Annotated in this window: 20 protein-coding genes; 11 read left to right on the forward strand and 9 right to left on the reverse strand. The window is 68.5% G+C overall.

Annotated elements, in window-relative coordinates:
* Positions 1 to 92: 92 nt before the first annotated feature.
* The gene (locus QZM15_RS19565; RefSeq protein WP_302107088.1) at positions 93 to 584 is read left to right on the forward strand and encodes an NAD(P)H-dependent oxidoreductase; all 492 of its coding nucleotides are present in this window, start codon (positions 93 to 95) and stop codon (positions 582 to 584) included.
* Positions 585 to 691: 107 nt separating this feature from the next.
* Here the strand turns inward: QZM15_RS19565 and QZM15_RS19570 are convergent, their stop codons facing one another.
* Complete coding sequence (locus QZM15_RS19570) at positions 692 to 1276, reverse strand: DUF2889 domain-containing protein (RefSeq protein WP_226224469.1); 585 nt, start codon at positions 1274 to 1276, stop codon at positions 692 to 694.
* Positions 1277 to 1897: 621 nt separating this feature from the next.
* On the opposite strand from QZM15_RS19570, the gene QZM15_RS19575 reads away from it, so the two are divergent.
* Positions 1898 to 2575, forward strand: coding sequence for a ProQ/FinO family protein (locus tag QZM15_RS19575; RefSeq protein ID WP_302107154.1), 678 nt, complete (start codon positions 1898 to 1900; stop codon positions 2573 to 2575).
* A gap of 481 nt (positions 2576 to 3056) precedes the next feature.
* Positions 3057 to 4118: a DMT family transporter gene (locus QZM15_RS19580; protein WP_302107089.1), complete on the forward strand. Its 1062-nt coding sequence runs from the start codon at positions 3057 to 3059 to the stop codon at positions 4116 to 4118.
* 244 nt (positions 4119 to 4362) lie between these two features.
* Here QZM15_RS19580 and QZM15_RS19585 read toward each other — a convergent pair whose 3' ends face one another.
* From QZM15_RS19585 to QZM15_RS19610, 6 genes are all read right to left on the reverse strand, one after another.
* Positions 4363 to 4788, reverse strand: coding sequence for a molybdopterin-binding protein (locus tag QZM15_RS19585; RefSeq protein ID WP_302107090.1), 426 nt, complete (start codon positions 4786 to 4788; stop codon positions 4363 to 4365).
* Positions 4789 to 4973: 185 nt separating this feature from the next.
* A complete protein-coding gene (locus tag QZM15_RS19590; protein ID WP_302107091.1) occupies positions 4974 to 6461 on the reverse strand; it encodes an efflux transporter outer membrane subunit in 1488 nt (495 codons plus the stop codon).
* Positions 6458 to 7408, reverse strand: a complete 951-nt coding sequence (locus tag QZM15_RS19595; RefSeq protein ID WP_124659390.1) for an HlyD family secretion protein — start codon at positions 7406 to 7408, stop codon at positions 6458 to 6460. The genes QZM15_RS19590 and QZM15_RS19595 overlap by 4 nt, the downstream gene beginning before the upstream one ends.
* Position 7409: 1 nt before the next feature.
* Complete coding sequence (locus QZM15_RS19600; protein WP_060967252.1) at positions 7410 to 7622, reverse strand: DUF1656 domain-containing protein; 213 nt, start codon at positions 7620 to 7622, stop codon at positions 7410 to 7412.
* A 34-nt stretch (positions 7623 to 7656) separates the two neighbouring features.
* Positions 7657 to 9780: an FUSC family protein gene (locus QZM15_RS19605; protein WP_226224463.1), complete on the reverse strand. Its 2124-nt coding sequence runs from the start codon at positions 9778 to 9780 to the stop codon at positions 7657 to 7659.
* Positions 9777 to 10256: a MarR family winged helix-turn-helix transcriptional regulator gene (locus tag QZM15_RS19610; RefSeq protein WP_059641102.1), complete on the reverse strand. Its 480-nt coding sequence runs from the start codon at positions 10254 to 10256 to the stop codon at positions 9777 to 9779. The genes QZM15_RS19605 and QZM15_RS19610 overlap by 4 nt, the downstream gene beginning before the upstream one ends.
* A gap of 422 nt (positions 10257 to 10678) precedes the next feature.
* Here QZM15_RS19610 and QZM15_RS19615 point away from each other — a divergent pair, with 422 nt between their 5' ends.
* The 8 genes from QZM15_RS19615 to QZM15_RS19650 all read left to right on the forward strand — a co-directional run bounded on the left by QZM15_RS19615 (position 10679) and on the right by QZM15_RS19650 (position 19924).
* Positions 10679 to 12091, forward strand: coding sequence for a PLP-dependent aminotransferase family protein (locus QZM15_RS19615; RefSeq protein ID WP_226224462.1), 1413 nt, complete (start codon positions 10679 to 10681; stop codon positions 12089 to 12091).
* A 107-nt stretch (positions 12092 to 12198) separates the two neighbouring features.
* Positions 12199 to 13170 (forward strand): hydroxyectoine utilization dehydratase EutB, encoded by a 972-nt coding sequence (gene eutB / locus QZM15_RS19620; RefSeq protein ID WP_302107092.1) that lies wholly within the window; start codon positions 12199 to 12201, stop codon positions 13168 to 13170.
* 1 nt (position 13171) lies between these two features.
* Positions 13172 to 14176, forward strand: coding sequence for a cyclodeaminase (locus tag QZM15_RS19625; RefSeq protein WP_226224458.1), 1005 nt, complete (start codon positions 13172 to 13174; stop codon positions 14174 to 14176).
* A gap of 10 nt (positions 14177 to 14186) precedes the next feature.
* Positions 14187 to 15395: an ectoine hydrolase DoeA gene (doeA, locus tag QZM15_RS19630; protein WP_302107093.1), complete on the forward strand. Its 1209-nt coding sequence runs from the start codon at positions 14187 to 14189 to the stop codon at positions 15393 to 15395.
* A 4-nt stretch (positions 15396 to 15399) separates the two neighbouring features.
* On the forward strand, positions 15400 to 16425 hold the full coding sequence (doeB, locus tag QZM15_RS19635; RefSeq protein WP_059641092.1) for a N(2)-acetyl-L-2,4-diaminobutanoate deacetylase DoeB: 1026 nt from the start codon (positions 15400 to 15402) through the stop codon (positions 16423 to 16425).
* Positions 16426 to 16438: 13 nt separating this feature from the next.
* Positions 16439 to 16909 carry an Lrp/AsnC family transcriptional regulator gene (locus tag QZM15_RS19640; RefSeq protein ID WP_226224457.1) on the forward strand — a complete coding sequence of 157 codons (471 nt, stop codon included), beginning with the start codon at positions 16439 to 16441 and terminating at the stop codon, positions 16907 to 16909.
* A 121-nt stretch (positions 16910 to 17030) separates the two neighbouring features.
* A complete protein-coding gene (locus QZM15_RS19645; RefSeq protein WP_302107094.1) occupies positions 17031 to 18509 on the forward strand; it encodes an NAD-dependent succinate-semialdehyde dehydrogenase in 1479 nt (492 codons plus the stop codon).
* A gap of 20 nt (positions 18510 to 18529) precedes the next feature.
* On the forward strand, positions 18530 to 19924 hold the full coding sequence (locus QZM15_RS19650) for an aspartate aminotransferase family protein (RefSeq protein WP_302107095.1): 1395 nt from the start codon (positions 18530 to 18532) through the stop codon (positions 19922 to 19924).
* Between the two features lie 153 nt (positions 19925 to 20077).
* Here the strand turns inward: QZM15_RS19650 and QZM15_RS19655 are convergent, their stop codons facing one another.
* Positions 20078 to 21010, reverse strand: coding sequence for an MBL fold metallo-hydrolase (locus QZM15_RS19655; RefSeq protein ID WP_302107096.1), 933 nt, complete (start codon positions 21008 to 21010; stop codon positions 20078 to 20080).
* A gap of 296 nt (positions 21011 to 21306) precedes the next feature.
* On the reverse strand, positions 21307 to 22692 hold the full coding sequence (locus tag QZM15_RS19660; RefSeq protein WP_302107097.1) for an MFS transporter: 1386 nt from the start codon (positions 22690 to 22692) through the stop codon (positions 21307 to 21309).
* Positions 22693 to 22826 lie beyond the last annotated feature (134 nt).

Below are 22826 nucleotides of genomic sequence, written 5' to 3' on the forward strand. Positions count from 1 at the left end.
GACGCAACATGGCGCCCGCATGTGACGGCCGCGCGGCCGGCCAAAACAGCGATATCGTCGACACATCCGAAGCCGAACGTGAGCATCTATCCATGAAGACGCTGTTGATCGTCTATCACACGATGACCGGGGGCACGCAGCAGATGGCCGAAGCGGCTGCCGATGCGGCTCGCGCGCAGCCTGGCGTCGACGTCAGGTTGCAGCGCGCGGACGTGACGAGCGCAGACGACGTGCTGGCCGCCGACGCGTACCTGTTCGCGACGCCGGAGAATCTTGCGGCGATGTCCGGGCTGATGAAGGACTTTTTCGATCGCTGCTATTACGCGGCGCTCGATCGCGTGAATGGCCGTCCGTATGCGGCGATGATCTGCGCCGGAAGCGATGGGCAGAACGCATTGCGCCAGATCGACCGGATCGCGACCGGGTGGCGGCTGAAGAGCGTCGCGCCCGGCCTGATCGTCTGCACGCATGCGCAGACGCCGGAGCGTATTCTCGCGACGAAGACGATCGGCGGCGACGAGCTTGCGCGCTGCGCCGAACTGGGTGCGGGTCTTGCCGCGGGGCTCGTGCTGGGTGTTTTCTGATGACGGATGCGACGGTGCAGATCTGCCGTATCGGCACAGGTCGGATCGGCTCCATTCGCGCAATACCGATTCCGCAAACAACGCCGAATCGGCCGAATGCCAAGGCTTCAACTGTCCTTTGCGGTTGCCGCGGATCGATGGTATTCGGGCCAAAGACGTTTCACGAGATCGCGCGACGCGCCGTATGCGTAGCAACTGTCGATCTTGAGCGGCTTTCCTTCGCTGTCACGGTAATCGAGCGACGAGCGCCGCATGCTGACCATCGTCTGATAGGCGGTCGTGGCGATCGGCCCGAGCAATTCCTTCAGGTGCGTGCACGTGTCGCAGGACGGCAGGCGCTTGCGCACCTCGCTGTTCCAGCCGGCGCCAATGTTCAACCCGATGAGCGCCTGCAGCGAGTCGCCGCCGCCCGGACACTGCGCATACGGATGCGAACGGATGAACGTCGATACGGCGCGCACGACCATGTCGATGTCGAAGACCAGTGTCACGCCCAGATCATGGAGCGGCGTCAGCGCCGCGACCGTCCGTGTGCCGCCAGGCGGCGTGAAATCGCTGGTCTTGCGGTCCGCGAGGCACGCCGTCACTTCGAACAGGCCATCGCTGCGCCGATATCCGCGCATGTCGATCTGCCGATGGTGAATCTCCTCGCGCGTGATGCCGTCGTGCGGCGTGTCGTCTTGGGAAACCATGCATTCGCTCCATCTCGTGTCGCCGGGCCTTTTCGCAGGCGACGGGATCGCGCCCGGCCGATCGGGCGCGCGGTGAAAAGCACGCGCGCCCTGCCGCCAACGAAGTTGCCTTGGCCATACTACGCACTTTCCGATATCTTCGTCCGCGCCACGATCGATGCGGACGCAACGAGTCGTACAGCGATGCCGGCGCAAACGAGGCGCGGCGTGCGGCGCGATGTCCGAAGGCGACGCAACGCGCCGCGGTTCGACATCCGTCACGCGGAACACCGTTCATCGCATGTCGCCCCGGCCCCGATTTCCGGTAGTGGCCTCTAATGGCGTGACATCCGGAAACGTATCCATATAATGCGCAACACGACCGCGCGGACGCATTTCCGGCACCCCGGATCGGGCAAATGCGGACCGGCGAGTCAGCCGGCTGTCCCGCGTACCGGTATACTTCCACTCCTGCCCTGTCCGGCATCGAGGCCGGGTGCCTGAAAGCAGAGTGACGTGCGCGATGCGGCCCCGTAGTGTTCCGCACCGGCGGCAGACCGGCCGCACGCATGGCGGCGAAGCTTGCAAGCCGCGCGGCAGGGCCGCACGAACCACACCTTATATTCCTGGTGGATTGAATTTATGGGTTTTGAACAACTTGCCGAATTGCGGGCGCAGCTCGCAGCGAAGGCCAAGCAGGAGCGCAACGCGAAGCGGCCGGCAGCGCCGACGGACGCCGGCGCGAAGCCGAAGTCCGGCGACCGGCCGTCTCGCGGCGCCAAGCCGGGCGCCGCCGCCCAGGCGCAGCATCGGGCGAAGCCTGCTTCGGCGAAGCCGTCGGCCCCGGTCGATCCGGTCATCGTCGCAATCGGCAAACTGCAGCGGAAGTTTCCGCGCGCATTCCCGAAGAATCCTGCCCCCAAAGTACCGCTCAAGGTCGGCATCTGGGACGATCTCGCACGCGAGGCGCAGGCCATCGGTCTCAACGAAGCCGAACTGCGCGAAGCGATGTCGACGTGGTGCCGCGGCAACCGCTACTGGTCGTGCCTTGTCGAGGACGCGGTGCGCGTCGACCTGCAGGGCAACGAAGCCGGGCGCGTGACGCGCGACGACGCGGCGCGCGCGCGCCGGCTGAAGGCTCGCCGTCCGGGCAAGGGCGCGGCACAATCGGCCAAGGGTGCGCCGCAGCAGCCGAAGGCCGAGCAGCAGGCCGAGGGCGCTGCCGCGCCGCAGCCGGCGCAAGCCGAAGTGGAAGCGGAAGCGAAGGTACAGAACGACGCCGCGCCGCAGGTCGAACAGCAAACGGCCAGCAACGACTAATCGGCATCGCGCCGCGGCTCGTTGCACCGCACATGCCAACATGCCCGCCGCATGCGGCGCATGACACGACAGACCGGCCTGCCTCGACCGAGGCAGGCCGGGACTCCCTCCACCGGCGTCCAATCTGCCGGTACGCATTCCCTCTCACGTTGAACGAGCCACACGACCGGACAACGAACGTCCGTCGAACGTCGCCGCATGCGCGATGCTCCGCTTTTTTCATATCCCCGCGTAGACGGTTTGCATCGCCGAGCAAATTGCAGCTTCAGTCATATATTTCGGTTTCCGAATTGATAGACGGGAAACGTCGATTTCCGTGCGTGCGATCCCATCCGGCCGTCGTGACATGATGGCGCGCCATAATTGCGATTGAATCGTCCGCTTACGGCCGCTCGGCGCGTGCATGCGGCTTGCATCCCGAAAGATAACCGATGCCGGCGGATGCCAAGCCGGGCTCTTCAACGTCAATTCAAACCGGATCATGAACCCGAGACATTCCGCGATTTTCGTCGCGCTCGCCGCCGCCACGCTGTTCGGCGCCGCGACACCGCTCGCCAAGGCGCTGATCGGCGCGATGTCGCCGTTCATGGTCGCAGGCCTTTTCTATCTGGGCAGTGGCGTCGGGCTCGGCATCGGAATCCTGTTGCACGGCTGGTACGGCCGTCGCGCGCCAACCGCGGATGCCGCACCGCTGCAGCGCGCGGACCTGCGTTGGCTGGCCGGCGCGATCGCGGCGGGCGGCGTGGCCGGCCCGGCTTTGCTGATGCTCGGGCTGTCGACCACGCCGGCGGCGACGAGCGCGTTGCTGCTCAATCTCGAAGGCGTGCTGACGGCTGTGATCGCGTGGGTCGTGTTCCGCGAGAACGTGGATACGCAGGTGTTCGTCGGCATGGTGGCGATCGTCGCCGGCGGCGCGCTGTTGTCGTGGACACCGGGCCGCGCCGGTGTGCCGGTCGGTGCGCTGCTGATCGTCGGCGCATGCCTGTGCTGGGCGATCGACAACAACCTGACCCGCAAGGTGGCCGCGAACGACGCGATGGTAATCGCGTGCCTGAAAGGGCTGATCGCGGGGCCGGTGAACATCGGCATCGCGCTGGCGACCGGCGCGACGCTGCCCGCGATACCGGTCACGGCGGCGGCGATGGTGACGGGGCTCGGCGGCTACGGGATCAGCCTCGTGCTGTTCGTCGTCGCGCTGCGTCATCTCGGCAGCGCGCGCACCGGCGCTTACTTTTCGATCGCGCCGCTGTTCGGGGTCGTGCTGTCGCTGCTGATCTGGCCGGCACTGCCGCCCGCGACGTTCTGGATCGCGGCCGCGCTGATGGCGCTGGGCATCTGGCTGCATATGCGCGAACGGCACGAACACACGCATGCGCACGAGCGGCTCGAGCATACGCATCGGCATCGGCACGACGACCATCACCAACACGCGCACGACTTTCCGTATGACGGCGACGAACCGCACACGCATCCGCACGTGCATCTGCCGATCACGCACAGCCACGCGCATTTTCCGGACATTCATCACCGGCATCGGCATTGACCGTGTCGTGAGCGACGCGCGCCGGGTGTCGTAAGGTGACCGTTTATGGGAGACGCGGAAAGCCGGTCATTGGTCCGGCCATGGCGGTTGCCGGTATGTTGCAGAAGCATGCGCCGGCATGCGCGTGCCGCGAGCCGCGCGCGGCCGGATCAGGTTGGAAGCGCGGTACGCGCGCCGGCAACCCGCCCGCGGTTTGACGGGCATGCGCGGCGCACAATGAATCGCCATCGCGATCGCCACGCGATCACTCGACGCCGACGATCACGCTCGATGCCTTGAAGATCGCGGATGCGGCGGCGCCGCTCGCGAGGCCGAGACGATCGACGCTGTCGTTGGTGACGATCGCGATGATCTCCGCGCCGCTCGTGGCCTTGATCACGACCTCCGAATTGACCGCGCCCTTCGCGACCGACGCGACGGTGCCCGCGACGCAATTGCGGGCCGACACCTTGCTGCTGTCGACGCCGACCATCACGATGACCGACGACGCCTTGACGAGTGCGAACGCGTTCGTGCCGACCGCGAGGCCCAGCGACGCCGCGCTGCCGTGGGTGATCACGGCGACGATCTCGAGCCCGTCCTGCGTGCGCAGCGTGATTTCGTCGTTGACGGCGCCGGGTTTGACGGCGCCGATCTGGCCGGCGAATTGGTTGCGGGCGCTGGTTCGCATGATGACTCTCCGGGTGGGTGCCGCGGCCGGGCCGGCAGCGGCGGCAGATGAATGGAAGTGCATCGGCGAGTGTACCGTCAACGCCGGTGCGCGGCGCGCTGTGGATACCACGGCGCGAACCGGCGAAAATTCGCCGCCACCGCGTGTTCCGTCATACCTGCGTGATGGGGCCGACGGCGCTGGCGCTACGGCGCTGACGGGCCGCTCGCGGGTGTCGCGGCGCGGGAGCCGGTGCCTGTCGCGCCGTCGCTCTCCCAACCTCCGCCGAGCGCGAGGAAGAGCCGCACCTGGTCGGCCGCGACCTGGCCTTCGGCTGCCGCGACCTGCGCCCGCACGCTCGTCAACGTGCGCGTCGCATCGAGATCGGAGAGGAACGATTCGCGGCCGGCCGCATAGAGACGATGCGTTTCGGCGGCGGAATTGCGGGCCGACTCGTAGGCGGTGCGCAGCGCGTCCGTGCGCTGCACGTCGGCCGCGTAGGTCGCGAGGCTCGACTGCGTTTCGCGCAGCGCATTCAGCACGACGCCGTCGAAGTGCGCGAGCGCGCCGCCCGTCGCGGCTTCGGCTTCGCGCACGCGCGCACGCTGGCCGTTGACGGGGAACGACCAGCTGATCAGCGGTCCGAACGACCAGCGATTCGTGGTGGACGAAAACAGGTCGGCGGCGACGCCGACCGAGCCGGCCGATGCACCGATGCTGACCGACGGGTACAGCGCGGCGGTCGCCACGCCGATCCGCGCGGTCGCGGCGGCGAGTTGCCGCTCGGCTTCGCGTACGTCGGGGCGGCGGCGCAGCAACGCGGCGCCGTCGCCGATCGGAATCGGCTGACGCAGCTTCGGCAGGCGCTCGCATTCGGTGACGGCTTTCGGCAGGTCGGCCGGCGCGCGCGCGAGCAGCGCGGCGAGCTGGTACTGCGCGATCTTGCGGCGGCCTTCGAAGCGCGGGATGTCGGCGGCGAGCGTGCGTACCTGCGTCACGCCGCGCGTCACGTCGGTCTGGTTGCCGCGTCCTGCATCTCGCAGCCGCTGCGACAGCGCGACGCGTTGCTGCTGCAGCGCGAGCGACCGCTTCGCGATCGCCAGTTCGTCGCCGGCCGAGCATGCTTCGACGTAGGCGCGCACGACGTCGGCCACGACCGTGATGCGCGCGAGGTCGCCGGCCGCCTTGACGGCCTCGCTGTCCGCGCGCGCGGCTTCGACACCGCGCCGCAGCTTGCCGAACAGGTCGAGCTCGTACGACACGTTGATGCCGACCATACCTTCGTTGACGACCGGCAGCTTGTTTTCGAGCAGGTACTGCTCGGCCGATTCCTGCGCGCGCTGCACGGCCGCTTCCGCCCCGCCCGAGAATCCGCCCTGTTCATTCGCGGCCACCAGGGCCGCGCGCGAGCGCGCGAGGTTCGCGGCGGCGACGCGCAGGTCGGTGTTCGACTTCAGCGCATCGCGCACGAGCCCGTCGAGCACCGGGTCGTCGTACAGTTGCCACCAGTTGCCAGGCACCGCGTCGCGCGACACCAGCGCGCCGTTCGCGTCGTCGAGCGCGTGATTCGCGAGCGGCGCATTGACGTACGCCTGCTGCGGCAGCGTGTAGTCGGGGCCGACCGATTTGCATGCACCGAGTGCAAGCGCCAGGGGCGCGAGCGTCGCCGCGACGCGCAGGGCATGCCGCTTCATTGCGATGCTCCCGCCGCGCCGGATGCCGCCGGCGCCGTGCCGGCACCGACCACCGGCTTCGCGTCGGCGTTGCGGCGCGCGTCGGCACCGCGCATCGACACGGTCGCAGTGCGGCCCGCGATCATCCGGAAATCGTCCGGCACCTCGTCGAGCACGACGCGCACCGGCACGCGCTGCGCGAGCCGCACCCAGCTGAATGCCGGGTTCACGTTCGGCAGCAGGTTCGCGCCCTGCGTGCGGTCGCGATCCTCGATCGCGGCGACGATGCTCTGCACGTGGCCGCGCAGCGCATGCGGCTCGCCCATCACGATGATATCGACCGGCTGGCCGATATGGATGCCGCGCAGCTTGGTTTCCTCGAAGTAGCCGTCGACGCGGAACGAATGGCGATCGACGACCGACAGCACCGCGCGGCCGGCCGGCACGTATTCGCCGACGCGCGGCGCGCGGTCGTTCAGGTAGCCGGCCACGGGACTGACGATCGTCGTGCGCTGCAGGTTCAGCTTCGCGGTGTCGAGCGACACCTGCGCATCGGCGACGCCGGCTTCGCCCTGCTCGACGCGCGTGCGGCTTTCCTCGACCTGTTCGCTCGCGACCAGGTTGCCGAGCTGCAGGTTGCGCGCGTATTCGCGCTTCGCCTGCGCCAGCGTCGCGCGGCGCTGCGCGAGCGTCGCTTCGGCGAGCCGCTCCGCGAGCGCGTAGCGCGCCTGGTCGATCACGAACAGCACCTGGCCGCGCTTGACCTCCTGGTTGTCGGCAACCTGCACCGACGTGATGAGGCCGGACACGTCCGGCGCGACCTGGATCACGTCGGCGCGCACGTGCCCGTCGCGCGTCCACGGCGAGAACATGTAGTAGTTGATGATGCGCCACAGCACGAGGCCGGCCACGACGACGACGATCAGGGTGAGCAGGACTTGCCCTGCCGAGAGCCAGGATTTTTTCACGTTAGGTAGCCACGAGTTGGTGGGACACGATCACGACGGCGGCCAGTACGAACACGTAGATGCCGAGGTCGAAGATCGAACGGTGCCAGACGAGGCGGTAGAAGCCGACGCGCTCGAGCGCCGCGCGCACGACGATGTTGATCAGGTAGGCGATCAGCATCAGCACGAGCGGGGCCGGCACGAACACGCCGAAGATATCGATTTCGCCGATCATGATCGCGCTCGGAAGGACAAGGTGGAAAGCCGGTTCATGCGCGCGCTCCGTCCGGCGCCTGCGGCGGTTGTGCGGCCGCGGCCGGATACAGCGACAGGCGCAGCCCGACGAGCGCGTGCAGCGTGTCGCGCAGCCGGCGGTGCGCGGCCGGCACCGCGGGTGCGGCGGCGCCGTCGGCCGGCGCGGCGCCCGGCAGGGTGCTGCCGGCCACACGCCGCAGCGCGTCGTCGATCGTCGCGAGCAGCGCGGGCGGCACGGGCTGGCGCGCGTTCGCGGCCGCGCAGCGCGCGTAGTGATCGGTGACGCCGGCCAGCACGCGATCGATCGCGTCGGGTACGTCGCCCGACAGCCGGCGGCGCGAGCGGCGCAGGTCGAGCGCGTTCAGCGCGATGCGCAGGTCGCGGAAGCTTTCGATCGACGGGTGGCGGTGATCGTCGGACGCGCCGAGGCGCGGCAGCAGTTGCGTGACGCGATCGAGCATCCGCGACGCGTGGTTGCGCTGGTCGTCGAGCGGCTGCGTCGACGCGGAGCGCGCGACGTCCTCCCAGCCCGAGCGCAGCAGGCGCCGCACCGCGAGTTCCGCGCCGAACGGGCGCGTCGCGCGCGTCCACACGTACGCGAACAGCAGCCCGGCGACGCCCGCGAGGTTGCTGTTCAGGAACACGAAGAAATCGGCTTCGTACGCGCTCTGGATGCTGATGAAGGTAGCCGTGTTCACGGCGACGAGCATCGTCACCATGTTGAACTGCGGGCGCGGCAGCAGCGTGCCGATCAGGATGAACGGGCCCGCGAACATCAGCACGAGCATCGCGAAATCGTGCACGTGCGGCAGCACGACGAACAGGTACAGGCCGGCGAACACGACGCTCGCGGCGGTCGACAGGAAGAACTTGAACACCAGCGGCGCTGGCTCGTCGAGCGCGGCGAAGAAACTGCACGACACGGCCACGAGCGTGACGGCGGCCGCGCCGTCGTGCCAGCCGGACGAGATCCACAGCCAGCACGCGAACACGATCGCGAACACGACGGTCAGCGTCGAGAACAGCATCATCCCGCGATCGAAGAAGCGCTCGGTGCCGCCGAGCCGCCAGTGCCGGTAGCGCGGCTGCCACACGCCCGACTCGTTCGCGATCAGCGCGCGCAGCGAGCGGCAATCCTGCCAGATGTCGATGACCTGGCGCAGCCGCCACAGCGCATTCGACAGCAGCGCGCCGTCCCAGCTCGCCAGCGCGCTGGCGGGCGGCTGCAGCGCGGCGATGCGCGCGCGCAGGTCGTCCGCGACCGGATCGTGCGCCATGTCGCCGTCGGTGCCGGTCTTCACGGCCGGCAGCGGCGCGTCGAACCACTTCGCGGCGTCGGCCAGCAGCGCGTCGAGCGCGGGCGGGCGCACGTGCAGGTCGCGCATCAGCGCGACCAGCGGATCGGCGAGCGACGACATCAGCGGCAGGAACAGCTGCATCCGGCCCGCGAGCGCCTGCGCCCGCGCGAGCAGGCGCGGATGCGCATGGTCGTAGCCCAGCTGGCTCAGCAGGAACTCGAGGCCGGTGATGGTCGCGGCGAGCCGCTGCCGGCACGCGGACAGCGCCTTGCCGGCCAGATGCCCGGACAGCGTTTCGCGGCCGTAGAACGCGGCGTCCTTGAACCACGCGTCGGTGCGCTCGATCAGCGTCGGCGCGAGCCGGTTCGGAAACACGGTGCTGCCGACCACGCTCGCGCAGACGATGCCGAGCACGATTTCCTCGGTGCGCGCGATCGCGACGTCGAATATCGTGGACGGGTCGGTGACGGTCGGCAGCGCGACCAGCGGCATCGTATAGCCGGCGAGCATGAAGACGTAGCTGCGCGCGGTGCGATCGGAGATCGCGAGGTACAGCAGCGTGCCGCACCAGGTCGCGACGATGATGCTGAACAGGAGCGGCGTCTCGACGAACGGCGGCACGAAGAAGATCGCGGCGGCCGCGCCGAGCGCGGTGCCGAGCGCGCGGTACAGCGCTTTCGAGCGCGTCGCGCCGACGAATGGGTTCGACACGATGTACACGCTCGCCATCGCCCAGTACGGGCGCGGCAACTGGAAATACAGGCCGAGGTACAGCGCCAGCATCGATGCGGCAAATGTTTTGCCCGAGAACAGCCAGTCGCGGAGGCTCGGATAGGTCATGACGCGGAATCGGCGGAGTGGGACGGGGGCGAAGCCGGAGGGGGTGCGTCGGCTGCGTTGAATGCGTTCAGTACGCGCAGCGTGGCTTCGAGATCGGCGCGCGACACGCCTTTGAGCACCTGTGCACGCAGCGCGCGCAGGTCTTCCTCCATCTTCGCGGTGACTGCGCGGCCGGCGGCCGTCAGCGAGATCGTCTTCGCGCGGCGGTCGTGCGGATCCTCGTCGCGGCGCGCGAGGCCGGCCGCGCACAGCTGGTCGAGCAGGCGCACGAGCGACGGCCCTTCGATGCCGACGTGTTCGGCGAGCGTACCTTGCCGCACGCCTTCGCCGAGGCGCCCGGCGATCAGGAGCGGCGTCGCGCAGGCCTCGGACACGTTGTACGCGGTCAGCACGCCGTCGCTGGTGCGGCGCCACTTGCGCGCGGTGAGCACGAGCAGGCTGCTGACGGCGAGGCGGAGGTCGTGCAGATTGGTCATGGGCGAGATGATAGGGGCAAAAACATTCGATAGCAAACTATCGTTTTTGCCGGCCGGATGACACATCACAGGCGGCACGGCCGGCCCCTGTGAAGCAATCCAGGCGGCGTGCCGGCCGTGGTCAAGCTGCAAGGCTGGCGCCCGCGAACCGCGCATGTCCGGCGCGGCGACCATATTGAATAGTCGGGACGAGAACTGTCCGGCAACGCGAAGTACGCCCGCACGTGCCGCATTCCGCGAAGCCGACCCCCGACATTCGTCCGATCAATAAAGAGAGCCGGGCTCGTGCGCATGCCGGGCACGCCGCTTGCGCGGCCCGCTTCGACCCGCAACGTCCTGCTTTCGCGCGCGATTGCACTAGGACAATATTTTCAGGGTGTCTTTCTGAGCGACCATGCGGAAGCCATGACGGAGACATCGAGATGGGACGGACCGAGGTATCGGCAGGCTGGCGCGACGCGATCGGCGCCGTGCACGGCATCGAGTCGAAATACAAGCGGCTCGTGAAGGCGATCGCCAGCGACATCGAGACCGGCGCGCTCGCGCCGGGCGCACGGCTCGCGCCGCAGCGCGACGTCGCGTCGAGCCTCGGCGTCAGCGTGCAGACCGTCACCAACGCGTACAAGGAACTGGAGCGCCAGGGGCTGATCCGCTGCGAGGTCGGCCGCGGCAGCTTCGTGGCCGCGCGCGTGACCGAATCGATGTCGAACTACATCCTCGATACGACCGAGCGCGAACTGGTCGACTTCTCGATCGCCCGCATCGTCCACACGCCGGAGCACGATGCCGCGTGGCGCAGCGTGTGCGCGGCGCTGGCGGGCGCCGACGATCAGCCATGGATCCGCTCGTTCCGGCCGATCGCCGGCCTCGATGCGCATCGCGACGCCGGCGCCGCGTGGCTCGCGTCGCTGAACATGCCCGTGCACCGCGAATCGCTGCTGGTCACCAACGGCGCGGCGCACGGGATCTTTCTCGCGCTCGCGTCGATCGTCGGGCCGGGCGATACCGTGTTGTGCGAGAGCCTGACCGATCACGGCGTGATCGGCTCCGCGAACGTGCTCGGCTTTACGCTGAAAGGGCTCGAGATGGACGAGCACGGCATCCGTCCCGAACATTTCGAGGAGATGTGCGACGGCGAGCGGATCAGCGCGCTCGTCTGCACGCCGACCCTCAATAACCCGACCGTGTCGATGATGACCGAGTCGCGGCGGCGGTCGATCGCGCGTATCGCGACGCGCTACGGCGTGTACGTGATCGAGGACGACGTGTATGGTCCGCTGCCCGAGAAGACGGCCACGCCGATCGCCAGCCTGATTCCGGAGCTCGGCTTCTACTGCACGAGCATGACGAAATCGGTGCTGACGGGCTTGCGCACCGGCTATCTCGCGATGCCGCGGCGGCTCGCGTTGCGCGTCGAAAGCGTGCTGCGCGTGAGCAGCTGGATGGCGACGTCGCCGATCGCGGAAATCGCGACGCGCTGGATCGCCGACGGCACCGCGCGGCGGCTCGTCGAACTGCAGCGCCAGCGGCTCGCCGTGCGTCAGGCGATGGTGAGGGCCGCGCTGGGGCCGTATGTGCTCGGCGCGCATCCCAATGCGCTTTCGGCATGGCTGCGCGTGCCCGACTACTGGCAGGCCGAGCGGATCGTGCGCGAATTGCGCACGCGCAAGATCGCGGTGACGTCGCCCGATCCGTTTCTGGTTGGCGGCACGGAGCGGCCGAACGCGGTGCGCGTGTGCATCGGCGCCGAAACCACCGATGCCGCGTGCAACGCCGCGCTCGAGACGATCGCGGGCGTGTTCGAACAGTATCCGCACCTGAACGATTTCCACTGAACCGGCGGCGGCGCCGCAACGTCGCGCGCAATGTATCAGGACATTCGAAAGCGCGATTTGGAACATTAGACTGGATCGCATCACATTCGTCGCGAGGCGTGCGTTCCATGTCCTTCCTGTCGTTGTCCGACGTCTACCGCGCGCGCCGCCGCCTCGCCGGGCGCGCCGACGGTACGCCGCTCGTTGCATCCGCCGCGCTGTCCGCGCGCGTTGGCGCGCCGGTCTACCTGAAGCTCGAAACGCTGCAGCCGACCGGCAGCTTCAAGCTGCGCGGCGCGACCAACGCGCTCGCGGAACTCGCGGCGCAGCGCGTGACGCGCGTGGTCACCGCGTCGACGGGCAATCACGGTCGCGCGCTCGCGTACGCGGCGCGCGCGCTCGGCATCGACGCGGCCGTCTGCATGTCGTCGCTCGTGCCGGCCAACAAGGTCGATGCGGTCGCGGCGCTCGGCGCGCGCGTGGTGATCGTCGGCGACAGCCAGGACGACGCGCAGGCCGAAGCAAGGCGCCTGGTATGCGACGAAGGCTATGCGTACGTGCCGCCGTTCGACGATCCGCGCATCATCGCGGGCCAGGCGACGATCGGCGTCGAGATTCTCGAGGCGCTGCCCGATACGGCGACGCTCGTCGTGCCGCTGTCGGGCGGAGGCCTGTTCAGCGGGGTCGCGTTTGCCGCGAAGGCGATCCGGCCGGCGGTCGAGGCAATCGGCGTATCGATGGCGCGCGGCGCCGCGATGCATGCGAGCCTCGCGGCCGGCCGCCCGGTCGACGTCGCCGAGCAGCCGACGCTGGCCGATTCGCTCGGCGGCGGCATCGGCCTCGACAACCGCTACACGTTCGACCTGACGCGCGCGCTGGCCGACGACGTCGTGCTGCTCGACGAGCCGTCGATCGCGCGCGGCATCGCGCATGCGTATCGGGAAGAACGGCTCGTCGTCGAAGGCGCCGGCGCGGTCGGCCTCGCCGCGTTGCTGGATGAACGGATCGCGCGCCGCGATCGCGGCGGCCCGATCGTGGTCGTCGTGAGCGGCGCGAACATCGACATGGCCGCCCATCGCCGGCTCGTTTCGGAGAACTGACATGACCCGTCCCGTCACGTTGCTCGGCCAGGCGCAACTGCGCGCGCTGGTGCCGCTCGATCTCGCCGCGATCGACCAGATCGAGGCCGCGTTCGCGTCGCTGGCGACCGACGCCATCGTGATGCCGCCGATCCTGAATCTCCCGCTGCCGGAGCGCCACGCCGAAGTGGACGTCAAGACCGCTTACCTGCCACGCTTCGACAGCTTCGCGATCAAGGTCAGCCCCGGCTTCTTCGACAACCCGTCGATCGGGCTGCCGAGCCTGAACGGGCTGATGCTCGTGCTGTCCGCGCGCACCGGTCTGACCGAGGCCGTGCTGCTCGACAACGGCTACCTGACGGCCGTGCGCACCGCGGCGGCCGGCGCCGTGGCCGCGCGCCGGCTCGCGCGCGCCGATGCGCGCCGCGCGGCGATCGTCGGCGCGGGCGAGCAGGCCCGGTTGCAGCTCGACGCGCTGATGCTCGTGCGCGACATCACGCACGTGACGGTGTGGGCGCGCGATGCCGAGCGTGCCACGCGATTCGCGGCCGACGTGCGTGCCGCATACGGGATCGACGCGATCGTCGCGCGCTCGGTGCACGCGGCGCTCGCCGACGCCGACATCGCGGTGACGACCACGCCGAGCCGCGCGCCGCTCGTGCAGGCGGAGGATCTGCATCCCGGGCTGCACGTGACGGCGATGGGTTCGGACGCCGACTACAAGACCGAACTCGCGCCGTCGGTGTTCGGCGCCGCGCACTACTTCTGCGACCGGTTGCAGCAGACCCGCGTGGCCGGCGAACTCGCGCATGCGATCGCGGCCGGCGTGGTGCCGGCCGATGCCGTGTTCCCCGAACTCGGCGAAGTGATCGCCGGCCGCCGCGACGGCCGCACGCATCGCGACGACATCACGATCTGCGATCTGACCGGCACCGGCGCGCAGGACACCGCCATTGCCGTGCTTGCGCTGCAGCGCGCCCGCGCGGCGGAAGTCGGCACGATTTTCCACAACGACCTCACGACCTGAGAGGAGACAGATGGCCGCAGTCATCGAAACCTACGAAGCCGCGCCGCGTCTCGCGTTCGATCGCAGCGAATATGCTGCGCGGATCGCGAAGACGCGCGCGGCGATGGAGCGGGCCGGCATCGACCTGCTGATCGTCACCGACCCGACCAACATGGGCTGGCTCACCGGCTATGACGGCTGGTCGTTCTACGTGCACCAGTGCGTGCTATTGGCGCTGGACCGCGAACCCGTGTGGTTCGGCCGCGGCCAGGACGCGAACGGCGCGAAGCGCACCGCGTTCATGGCGCACGAAAACATCGTCGGGTATCCAGATCATTACGTGCAGTCGACGGCCCGTCATCCGATGGACTACCTGTCCGCCGAAGTGATCGCGGCGCGCGGCTGGAGCACGCTGCGCATCGGCGTCGAGCTCGACAACTACTACTTCAGCGCGGCGGCGTACGCGTCGCTGCAGCGGCATCTGCCGGCCGCGCGCTGGGTCGATGCGACCGCGCTCGTGAACTGGCAGCGCGCGGTGAAGTCGCCGCGCGAGATCGAGTACATGCGCGTGGCCGCGCGCATCGTCGAGCGGATGCATGCGCACATCGTCGAGACGATCGAGCCCGGCATGAAGAAAAGCGACCTGGTCGCGCAGATCTATGCGACCGGCATCGGCGGCGCGGAGGGCTTTGGCGGCGACTATCCGGCGATCGTGCCGCTGCTGCCGACCGGCGCGGATGCCGCCGCGCCGCACCTGACGTGGGACGATTCGACGTTCGCGCGCGGTGCCGGCACGTTCTTCGAGATCGCCGGTTGCTACCGCCGCTATCACTGCCCGCTGTCGCGCACGGTCTACCTCGGCAAGCCGCCCGCGCACTTCATCGAAGGCGAGCGCGCGGTGGTCGAAGGGATCGAGGCCGGGCTCGCGGCCGCGAAGCCGGGCAACGTGTGCGAGGACGTCGCGAATGCGTTCTTCGCGGTGCTGCGCCGTGCGGGCATCGAGAAGGACAGCCGCTGCGGCTACCCGATCGGCGCGAGCTATCCGCCCGACTGGGGCGAGCGCACGATGAGCCTGCGTCCGGGGGACCGGACGGTGCTCGAACCCGGCATGACGTTCCATTTCATGCCGGGGCTGTGGCTCGACGACTGGGGGCTGGAGATCACGGAAAGCATCCTGATCACCGAGACCGGCGTCGAGACGTTCTGCAACGTGCCGCGCAAGCTGTTCGTGAAGGAGTAGGGCGATGCGTGCTTCCCCGATTACGCCGACCGTCGATTTCGACGCGGACGGCGAACAGCACGGCTTCCTGAAGCTGCCTTACTCGCGCGACGATTCCGCGTGGGGCGCGATCATGATTCCGGTGACCGTCGTGAAGCGCGGCGACGGGCCGACAGTGTTGCTGACCGGCGGCAATCACGGCGACGAGTACGAAGGGCCGGTCGCGCTGTCGAAGCTGGCCGGTTCGCTGAAGGCGGCCGACGTGACCGGCCGCGTGATCGTCGTGCCGTTCATGAACTATCCGGCGTTTCGCGCCGGTTGCCGCACGTCGCCGATCGACGCGGGCAACCTGAACCGCAGCTTCCCGGGCCGGCCGGACGGCACCGTGACCGAGAAGATCGCCGATTACTTTCAGCGTCACCTGCTGCCGCTCGCGACGCACGTGCTCGACATTCACGCGGGCGGCCGCACGCTCGACTTCGTGCCGTTCGCGGCGATTCACGTGCTGGCGGACCGCGATCAGGAAGCGCGCTGCGAGCGCGCGATGCGCGCGTTCGGCGCGCCGTATTCGATGCGCATGCTGGAGCTCGACAGCGTCGGCCTTTACGACAGCGCGGCCGAGGAGGCCGGCAAGGTATTCGTGTCGACCGAGCTGGGCGGCGGCGGCACGTCGACGGCCGCGAGCGTCGCGATCGCCGAGCGCGGCGTGTATGGATTCCTCGCGCATGCGGGCGTGATCGCGAAGGACGTGATCGACGGCAACGCGCCGCGTACGACGACGCTGCTCGACATGCCGGACGGTTCGTGCTTCACGACGAGCGAGCATCACGGGCTGCTCGAGATGTGCCGCGATCTCGGCACCGAGGTCGACGCCGGCGACGTGCTCGCGCGCGTGCACGACATCGATCGCACGGGCGTCACGCCGATCGAATACGTCGCGCGGCGGCGCGGGCTGCTCGCGGCCCGGCACTTCCCGGGCATCGTGCAGCCCGGCGACACGATCGCGGTGGTGGCCGACATCGTCGAGCGCAACATTCCGGTGGCCGTATGAGGACGCGCACGACGTGATCAAGCTCGATCGATACGACCTCGCGATCCTGCGCCTGCTCGAGCGCGACGGGCGCATCACGAAGTCGAAACTCGCGGAAGCCGTGAACCTGTCGATTTCGCCGGCATGGGAGCGCGTGCGCAAGCTCGAGGAAAGCGGCGTGATCCGCGGCTATCGCGCGGACGTCGACTGGATCGGCGCGTGCGCCGGCAGCCGCATCGTCGTCGAGGTCACGCTGTCGCGGCATACCGCGCCCGACATGCGGCGCTTCGAGGATCGCGTGGCCGCGGCGCCCGAGGTCGCGCAGTGCTACGCGACGGGCGGCGGCGTCGATTACGTGCTGCACGTGGTCGCGCGCGACATCGACCATTACCAGCGCTTCATCGATGCGTTGCTGATGGAAGACCTCGGCATCGAGCGCTACTTCACGTACATCGTGACGAAGGTCGTGAAGTGCACCTCCGGCGGCGTGCCGGACTGGTTGTGAAAGTTCGCGCCGGTGCGCGGCAATACGGAAAAAACCGGCATTTCCAGCCGTGCAAACCGAAATTTCCGCATGCGCCGGCGCGACACAATGAAGTCCGTGCCCACCAACGAGGAGACGCAGCATGCTGCCCGGACACCCCGTTCTGTTCAAGTCGACCTGCTACGTCGACGGTCGCTGGATCCACAGCGACAGTGCCGCGACGGTCGCCGTCGTGAACCCGGCCGATCAGGCCGTGATCGGTCACGTGCCGATGCTCGATCGCGCGCAGATCGTCGCGGCCGTCGATGCCGCGCAGCGCGCGTACGGCACCTGGCGCTGGACATCGCAAGCGGCGCGCAGCGCGGCATTGCTGCGCTGGCATGCGTTGATCCTGCGTCACGTCGACGATCTGGCCGCGCTGCTGTCGCTGGAACAGGGCAAGCCGCTGGCCGAAGCGCGCGGCGAGATCCGCTATGCGGCGAGCTTCGTCGAATGGTTCGCGAACGAGGCCAAACGCGTCGCGGGCCGCACGATTCCGACGCATATCGACGGTGCGCATCTCGGCACCGTGATGGAGCCGGTCGGCGTCGCGGCGCTGATCACGCCGTGGAATTTCCCGGCCGCGATGATCACGCGCAAGGCGGCGGCCGCGATCGCGGTCGGTTGCACCGTGGTTGTGAAGCCCGCGCACGAAACGCCGTTCTCGGCGCTCGCGCTCGCGCAGCTCGCCGACGAGGCCGGCTTCCCGGCCGGCGTGTTCAACGTCGTGCTCGGCGAGCCGCAGATGGCGATGGAAACGCTGGTCGGCGACGCGCGCGTGCGTGCGGTGAGCTTCACCGGCTCGACGCGCGTCGGGCGGCTCGTGACCGAAGCCGCCGCGAAGGCCGGCATTCGCAAGATCGCGCTCGAACTGGGCGGCAACGCGCCGTTCATCGTGACCGAGGACGCGGATCTCGACCAGGCGGTGCCGATCGCCGTCGGCGCGAAGTTCCAGACGTCCGGCCAGGACTGCTGCGCGGCGAACCGGATTCTCGTCGCGCGCCCGCTGTACGACGCGTTCGTCGAACGGTATGCGAACGCGGTGCGCGCGCTGAAGACGGGGCCCGCGTTCGAGCAGGGCGTCGACGTCGGCCCGCTGATGCATCAGGCCGCGTTCGACGCGACCGTGGCGCGCGTCGAGGATGCGCGGGCGCGCGGTGCGCGCATCGTCGCGGGCGGCCGGCCGCATGCGCTCGGCGGCTGGTTCTACGAGCCGACCGTGATCGCGGATGCCGCACCCGGCATGCGCGTGGTCGATGAGGAAAACTTCGCGCCGATCTCGGCCGTCGGCGCGTTCGACACGCTCGACGAGGCAATCGAAACGGCCAACGACACCGAATACGGCCTCGCCGCCTACGTGTGCGCGACGCGCGTCGACACGATCTTCCAGCTCGTGCGGCGGCTCGATTTCGCGATGGTGTCGATCAACGGCGTGAAATTCACCGGCGCGCCGATCCCGTTCGGCGGGATGAAGGCGTCGGGCCTCGGGCGCGAAGGCGGCGCCGAAGGCTTTGAGCCATTCACCGAAACCAAGTACTTCTGCCTCGGCAATCTCGGCCTGCCCGTCGCGGCGACGGCCTGACCCATACAAAGGAGCACATCATGCAAAAATCGATCGACGCACTGCTGCGCGAGGACCGCGCCCACTTCATGCACCCGTCGACGCACGCGTACGACCACGAGACCGGCGCGCTGCCGAGCAAGATCGTGCGCGGCGGCGAAGGCATCCGCATCGAGGATCACCAGGGCAAGCGCTATATCGACGCGTTCGCCGGCCTCTACTGCGTGAACATCGGCTACGGCCGCACCGAAGTGGCCGACGCGATGCACGAACAGGCGAAGCAGCTCGCCTATTACCACACGTACGTCGGCCACGCGTCGGACGCGATCATCGAGCTGTCGTCGCGCATCATCGACTGGTCGCCGGCGGGGATGAAGAAGGTCTACTACGGGATGTCGGGTTCCGACGCGAACGAGACGCAGGTCAAGATCGTCTGGTATTACAACAACGTGCTCGGCCGCCCGAACAAGAAGAAGATCATCTCGCGCGAGCGCGGCTATCACGGCTCGGGCATCGTGACGGGCAGCCTCACGGGCCTGCCGAGCTTCCACCAGCATTTCGACCTGCCGATCGACCGCGTGAAGCATACGGTGTGTCCGCACTGGTACCGCAAGGCGCCGGCCGGCATGGACGAAGCGCAGTTCGTCGCGTACTGCGTCGACGAACTCGAGAAGCTGATCGCGCGCGAAGGCGCCGACACGGTCGCCGCGTTCATCGCGGAGCCGGTGATGGGCACGGGCGGCATCATCGAACCGCCGGCCGGCTACTGGCCCGCGATCCAGGCCGTGCTGCGCAAGCACGACATCCTGCTGATTTCCGATGAAGTCGTGTGCGGGTTCGGGCGTCTCGGCTCGAAGATGGGCGCGCAGCACTTCGGGATCGAGCCCGACCTGATTACCGTCGCGAAGGGGCTGACGAGCGCGTATGCGCCGCTGTCGGGCGTGATCGTCGGCGAGAAGGTGTGGGACGTGATCGCGCGCGGCTCGCAGGAACACGGGCCGATGGGGCACGGCTGGACGTATTCGGGCCATCCGGTATGCGCGGCCGCGGCGCTCGCGAACCTCGCGATTCTGGAGCGCGAGAACCTCGTTGGCAACGCGGCCGAGGTCGGCGCGTATTTCGGCGCGAAGCTGCGCGACGCATTCGGCGCGCATGCGCTCGTCGGCGAGGTGCGCAGCGTCGGGATGCTGGCCGCGCTCCAGTTCATGGCCGACAAGGACGCACGTACGCCGTTCGATCCCGCGCTGAAGATCGGCGCGCAGGTGTCGGCTGCGGCGTTGCAGCGCGGCGTGATCGCGCGGGCGATGCCGCACGGCGACATTCTCGGCTTTGCGCCGCCGCTCGTGATGACGCGTGCGGAAGCCGACGAGATCGTCGCGATCGTGAAGGATGCGGTGGACGAGGTAGCGGAGCGGAATATTTCGGCCGTCGCGTGAGTTGTCAGCGATCCTGATGCGCGTTCCGGCGCGCGAGGCGACGCCGCCGCATGCAAGTGCGGCGGCGTGTTTTCTTGCCGGTCCGGGTGCAGGTACGGTTCAGGAAAACCGTCGTCGCATCGCCTACGGTGCGCGTCGGCTATTGCCCGTCACTCAATAATCCCACACGACCGGGACGAACCGGAAACCGTCGCCGTCCCGGGCAACATGGCCGATGGACGGGAACGCGACGTGCGCGGCAGCCAGCATCGAGCCGGTGTCCGCGGCTTCGTTGAACAGCGCGAGACGCACGTCGACCGCCGCTTCGGGATCGTGTTCGAAGCCGTTTTGCCAGTCGGGATTGTCGAAGTTGACTTCGAAAATCGCATCGCCCGCGAACGTCAGCTTTTCTCCGTTCGATGCGATGTCGACCACGCAGTGCCCCGGCGTATGCCCGCCCGTCACCCGCGCCGACACGCCCGCGGCGACTTCCACGGTGCGATCGAACTGCACGACGTGTTCGCCGTAGAGCTCCATGAACCTCGCTGCCGCCTTGCGCAGCGCGGGCGGAACGGTTTCCGGCATCACCGTCTTGCTGAAGTCCGGATTCTTCCAGAACGCCACTTCCGCGGCCGACACGTGAATGCGTACGTCGGGGCGCAGCTTCGCCTTGACGCCGTCGACGTTCAGCCCGCCGACGTGATCCATGTGCATGTGCGTGATCACGATATCGGTGATCGCGGCCAGATCGATGCCGGCCGATTCCAGACGCATCACCGAGCGCCCGGCGCGCGTGAAGTATTCGAAACCGTCGCCCACGCCCGAATCGATCAGGATCAGGCGATCGCCGCTGCGCACGAGCGCGATGTTGAGCGCCCAGTCGAACATGTCGCGTTGCAGGAAACGGCCGTCGAACCACGCGTTGCGGTCCGCTTCGCTCACGTTGGTGGACATGGTGGAAGTCGGCAGCGGCAGCACGCCGTCGCTGATCAGCACGACATCGACGTCGCCGATGCGCACCGCGTAGCGGGACGAAACGAGCTCGCCCGAAGATTCGTTGCCCAGGCGGGCGGTAACCGGTCGGACGTTGCGGATGGGTGCGTTCATGTTCAGTAGTCCTGTTCGTCGAGTGAGGGAAGCCGCGCGGCACGGCGCGGCTCGCTGGCGCGATCGTGAAGGCCGCGCTTCGGTTCGCCCGGATTCCGGTCGAGCGTGTCAACGATTGTAGTGACGGCCGACACACGCCGACAGCGCCGCGCGGGGGCACATCGTGTTGTCCGGACGACAACAATCGGGCCGCGGCTTCGGTGGCCCGAAATGCACGTCGCCCGCCGTCCGTTGCCGGACGGCGGGCGATGCAATGGTTGCCGTTTATGGGAAGCCGGGCGCGGCCGGCGCGCGGGTCAGCCCGGCTGGCCGGGGAGCGTGTCGCCGCGCAGCGAACATCCGCGCGTCTCGATCACCGCCAGCAGCGCTATCAGCCCGACCGCGCAGGCGGCCATCATGTAGTACGCGGGAATCAGTGCGTTGCCGGTCTTGCCGATCAGCCAGTCGTTGACGATCGGCGCGGTGCCGCCGAACAGCGACGTCGACACGTTGTAGGCGATCGCCATGCCCGCATACCGGACGTGGGTCGGGAACATCGCCGGGAACATCGCGGAAATGGTGGCGAGCTGCGGCACGTAGAGCACGCCGAGCACCGCGAAGCCGACGAACGCGCCGAGCGGGCCGTGCGTCATCAGCGTGAACATCGGCACGACCGCGACGAACAGCCCGACGAGCGAGATCCACCACATCGTCTTGCGGCCGACGCGATCCGACAGCCAGCCGGCGAACGGCAGCAGCACCATCATCGCGAGCATGCCGATCAGCGGAATCAGCAGCGACATGTTTTCGCTGACGCCGAGCTCCTTGTGCATGTAGGTCGGCATGTACGCGAGCAGCACGTAGTTGACGACGTTCAATGCGATGACGAGCCCGCCGAGCAGCAGCAGCGGCTTCGCATAGCGCACCAGCAGCAGCCGGATCGGCAGCGCGGCGGCGACGCTTTTCTCGCGGCGGTGCGCCTGCTCCTCGAGTTCGCGGAACACCGGCGTCTCCTCGAGGCGCGAGCGCAGGTAGAAGCCGATCAGGCCGAGCGGCGCCGCGACGAGGAAGGGCAGGCGCCAACCCCACGCATGCATCGCCGAATCGCCGAGCAGCAGCGCGAAGCCGAGCATCAGGAACGCGCCGAGCGAGAAGCCGGCGAGCGTCGCGAATTCGAGGAAGCTGCCGCACAGGCCGCGCCGCGAATCGGGCGCGTATTCGGCGATGAAAGTCGCCGCACCGCCGTATTCGCCGCCGGTCGAGAAGCCCTGCACCATGCGCAGCACGATCAGCGCGGCCGGCGCCAGCCAGCCGGCCGTCGCGTAGCTCGGCAGCAAGCCGACGAGCAAGGTTGCGCCCGACATCGTCAGGACCGTCAGCGCGAGCACGCGCTTGCGGCCGAGCCGGTCGCCGAGCGGCCCCCAGAACAGGCCGCCGAGCGGGCGGATCAGGAACGAGATCGCGAACGTGCCGAGCGCGAACAGCGTCGCGCTGGCCGTGTTGCCGGGAAACAGCGCGGCGGAAATGTACGCGAGGCCGTACGCGTAAATACCGTAATCGAACCATTCGGTCGCGTTGCCGAGGGCGGCGGCCGTGATCGCGACCCGCGGCAGGCTGTGCGGCTCGTCGCCGCGCTGGGTGGTTGTATCGTCGGGAATCGACGACGCGGCGGAAACGGAAGTCCACGATGGCACGTATCGCATGAGGGTCCTCGCTATCAGCATGCGCCCGGGCGGGCGCCGACGAGGATCAAAGTAATCCCGCCAATTAGCGATGCCCGATGTCATAGGACGATGTGGAGATCGGGGTTTTCCCGCGCCGTGGCGGGGGGCCGGCG

Origin of the sequence: Burkholderia sp. AU44665 (assembly GCF_030504405.1) — a bacterium.
Taxonomy (GTDB): domain Bacteria; phylum Pseudomonadota; class Gammaproteobacteria; order Burkholderiales; family Burkholderiaceae; genus Burkholderia; species Burkholderia semiarida.

Excerpts from the sequence above, each read along its gene's own strand:
- QZM15_RS19655 (WP_302107096.1), bottom strand. The coding sequence starts at position 21,010 with ATGAACGCACCCATCCGCAACGTCCGACCGGTTACCGCCCGCCTGGGC.
- QZM15_RS19585 (WP_302107090.1), bottom strand. The coding sequence starts at position 4,788 with ATGCGAACCAGCGCCCGCAACCAATTCGCCGGCCAGATCGGCGCCGTC.
- QZM15_RS19610 (WP_059641102.1), bottom strand. The coding sequence starts at position 10,256 with ATGACCAATCTGCACGACCTCCGCCTCGCCGTCAGCAGCCTGCTCGTG.
- QZM15_RS19590 (WP_302107091.1), bottom strand. The coding sequence starts at position 6,461 with ATGAAGCGGCATGCCCTGCGCGTCGCGGCGACGCTCGCGCCCCTGGCG.
- eutB (WP_302107092.1), top strand. The coding sequence starts at position 12,199 with ATGTCCTTCCTGTCGTTGTCCGACGTCTACCGCGCGCGCCGCCGCCTC.
- doeB (WP_059641092.1), top strand. The coding sequence starts at position 15,400 with ATGCGTGCTTCCCCGATTACGCCGACCGTCGATTTCGACGCGGACGGC.
- QZM15_RS19660 (WP_302107097.1), bottom strand. The coding sequence starts at position 22,692 with ATGCGATACGTGCCATCGTGGACTTCCGTTTCCGCCGCGTCGTCGATT.
- QZM15_RS19645 (WP_302107094.1), top strand. The coding sequence starts at position 17,031 with ATGCTGCCCGGACACCCCGTTCTGTTCAAGTCGACCTGCTACGTCGAC.
- QZM15_RS19575 (WP_302107154.1), top strand. The coding sequence starts at position 1,898 with ATGGGTTTTGAACAACTTGCCGAATTGCGGGCGCAGCTCGCAGCGAAG.
- QZM15_RS19605 (WP_226224463.1), bottom strand. The coding sequence starts at position 9,780 with ATGACCTATCCGAGCCTCCGCGACTGGCTGTTCTCGGGCAAAACATTT.
- QZM15_RS19625 (WP_226224458.1), top strand. The coding sequence starts at position 13,172 with ATGACCCGTCCCGTCACGTTGCTCGGCCAGGCGCAACTGCGCGCGCTG.
- QZM15_RS19570 (WP_226224469.1), bottom strand. The coding sequence starts at position 1,276 with ATGGTTTCCCAAGACGACACGCCGCACGACGGCATCACGCGCGAGGAG.
- QZM15_RS19615 (WP_226224462.1), top strand. The coding sequence starts at position 10,679 with ATGGGACGGACCGAGGTATCGGCAGGCTGGCGCGACGCGATCGGCGCC.
- QZM15_RS19580 (WP_302107089.1), top strand. The coding sequence starts at position 3,057 with ATGAACCCGAGACATTCCGCGATTTTCGTCGCGCTCGCCGCCGCCACG.
- QZM15_RS19650 (WP_302107095.1), top strand. The coding sequence starts at position 18,530 with ATGCAAAAATCGATCGACGCACTGCTGCGCGAGGACCGCGCCCACTTC.
- QZM15_RS19600 (WP_060967252.1), bottom strand. The coding sequence starts at position 7,622 with ATGATCGGCGAAATCGATATCTTCGGCGTGTTCGTGCCGGCCCCGCTC.
- doeA (WP_302107093.1), top strand. The coding sequence starts at position 14,187 with ATGGCCGCAGTCATCGAAACCTACGAAGCCGCGCCGCGTCTCGCGTTC.
- QZM15_RS19565 (WP_302107088.1), top strand. The coding sequence starts at position 93 with ATGAAGACGCTGTTGATCGTCTATCACACGATGACCGGGGGCACGCAG.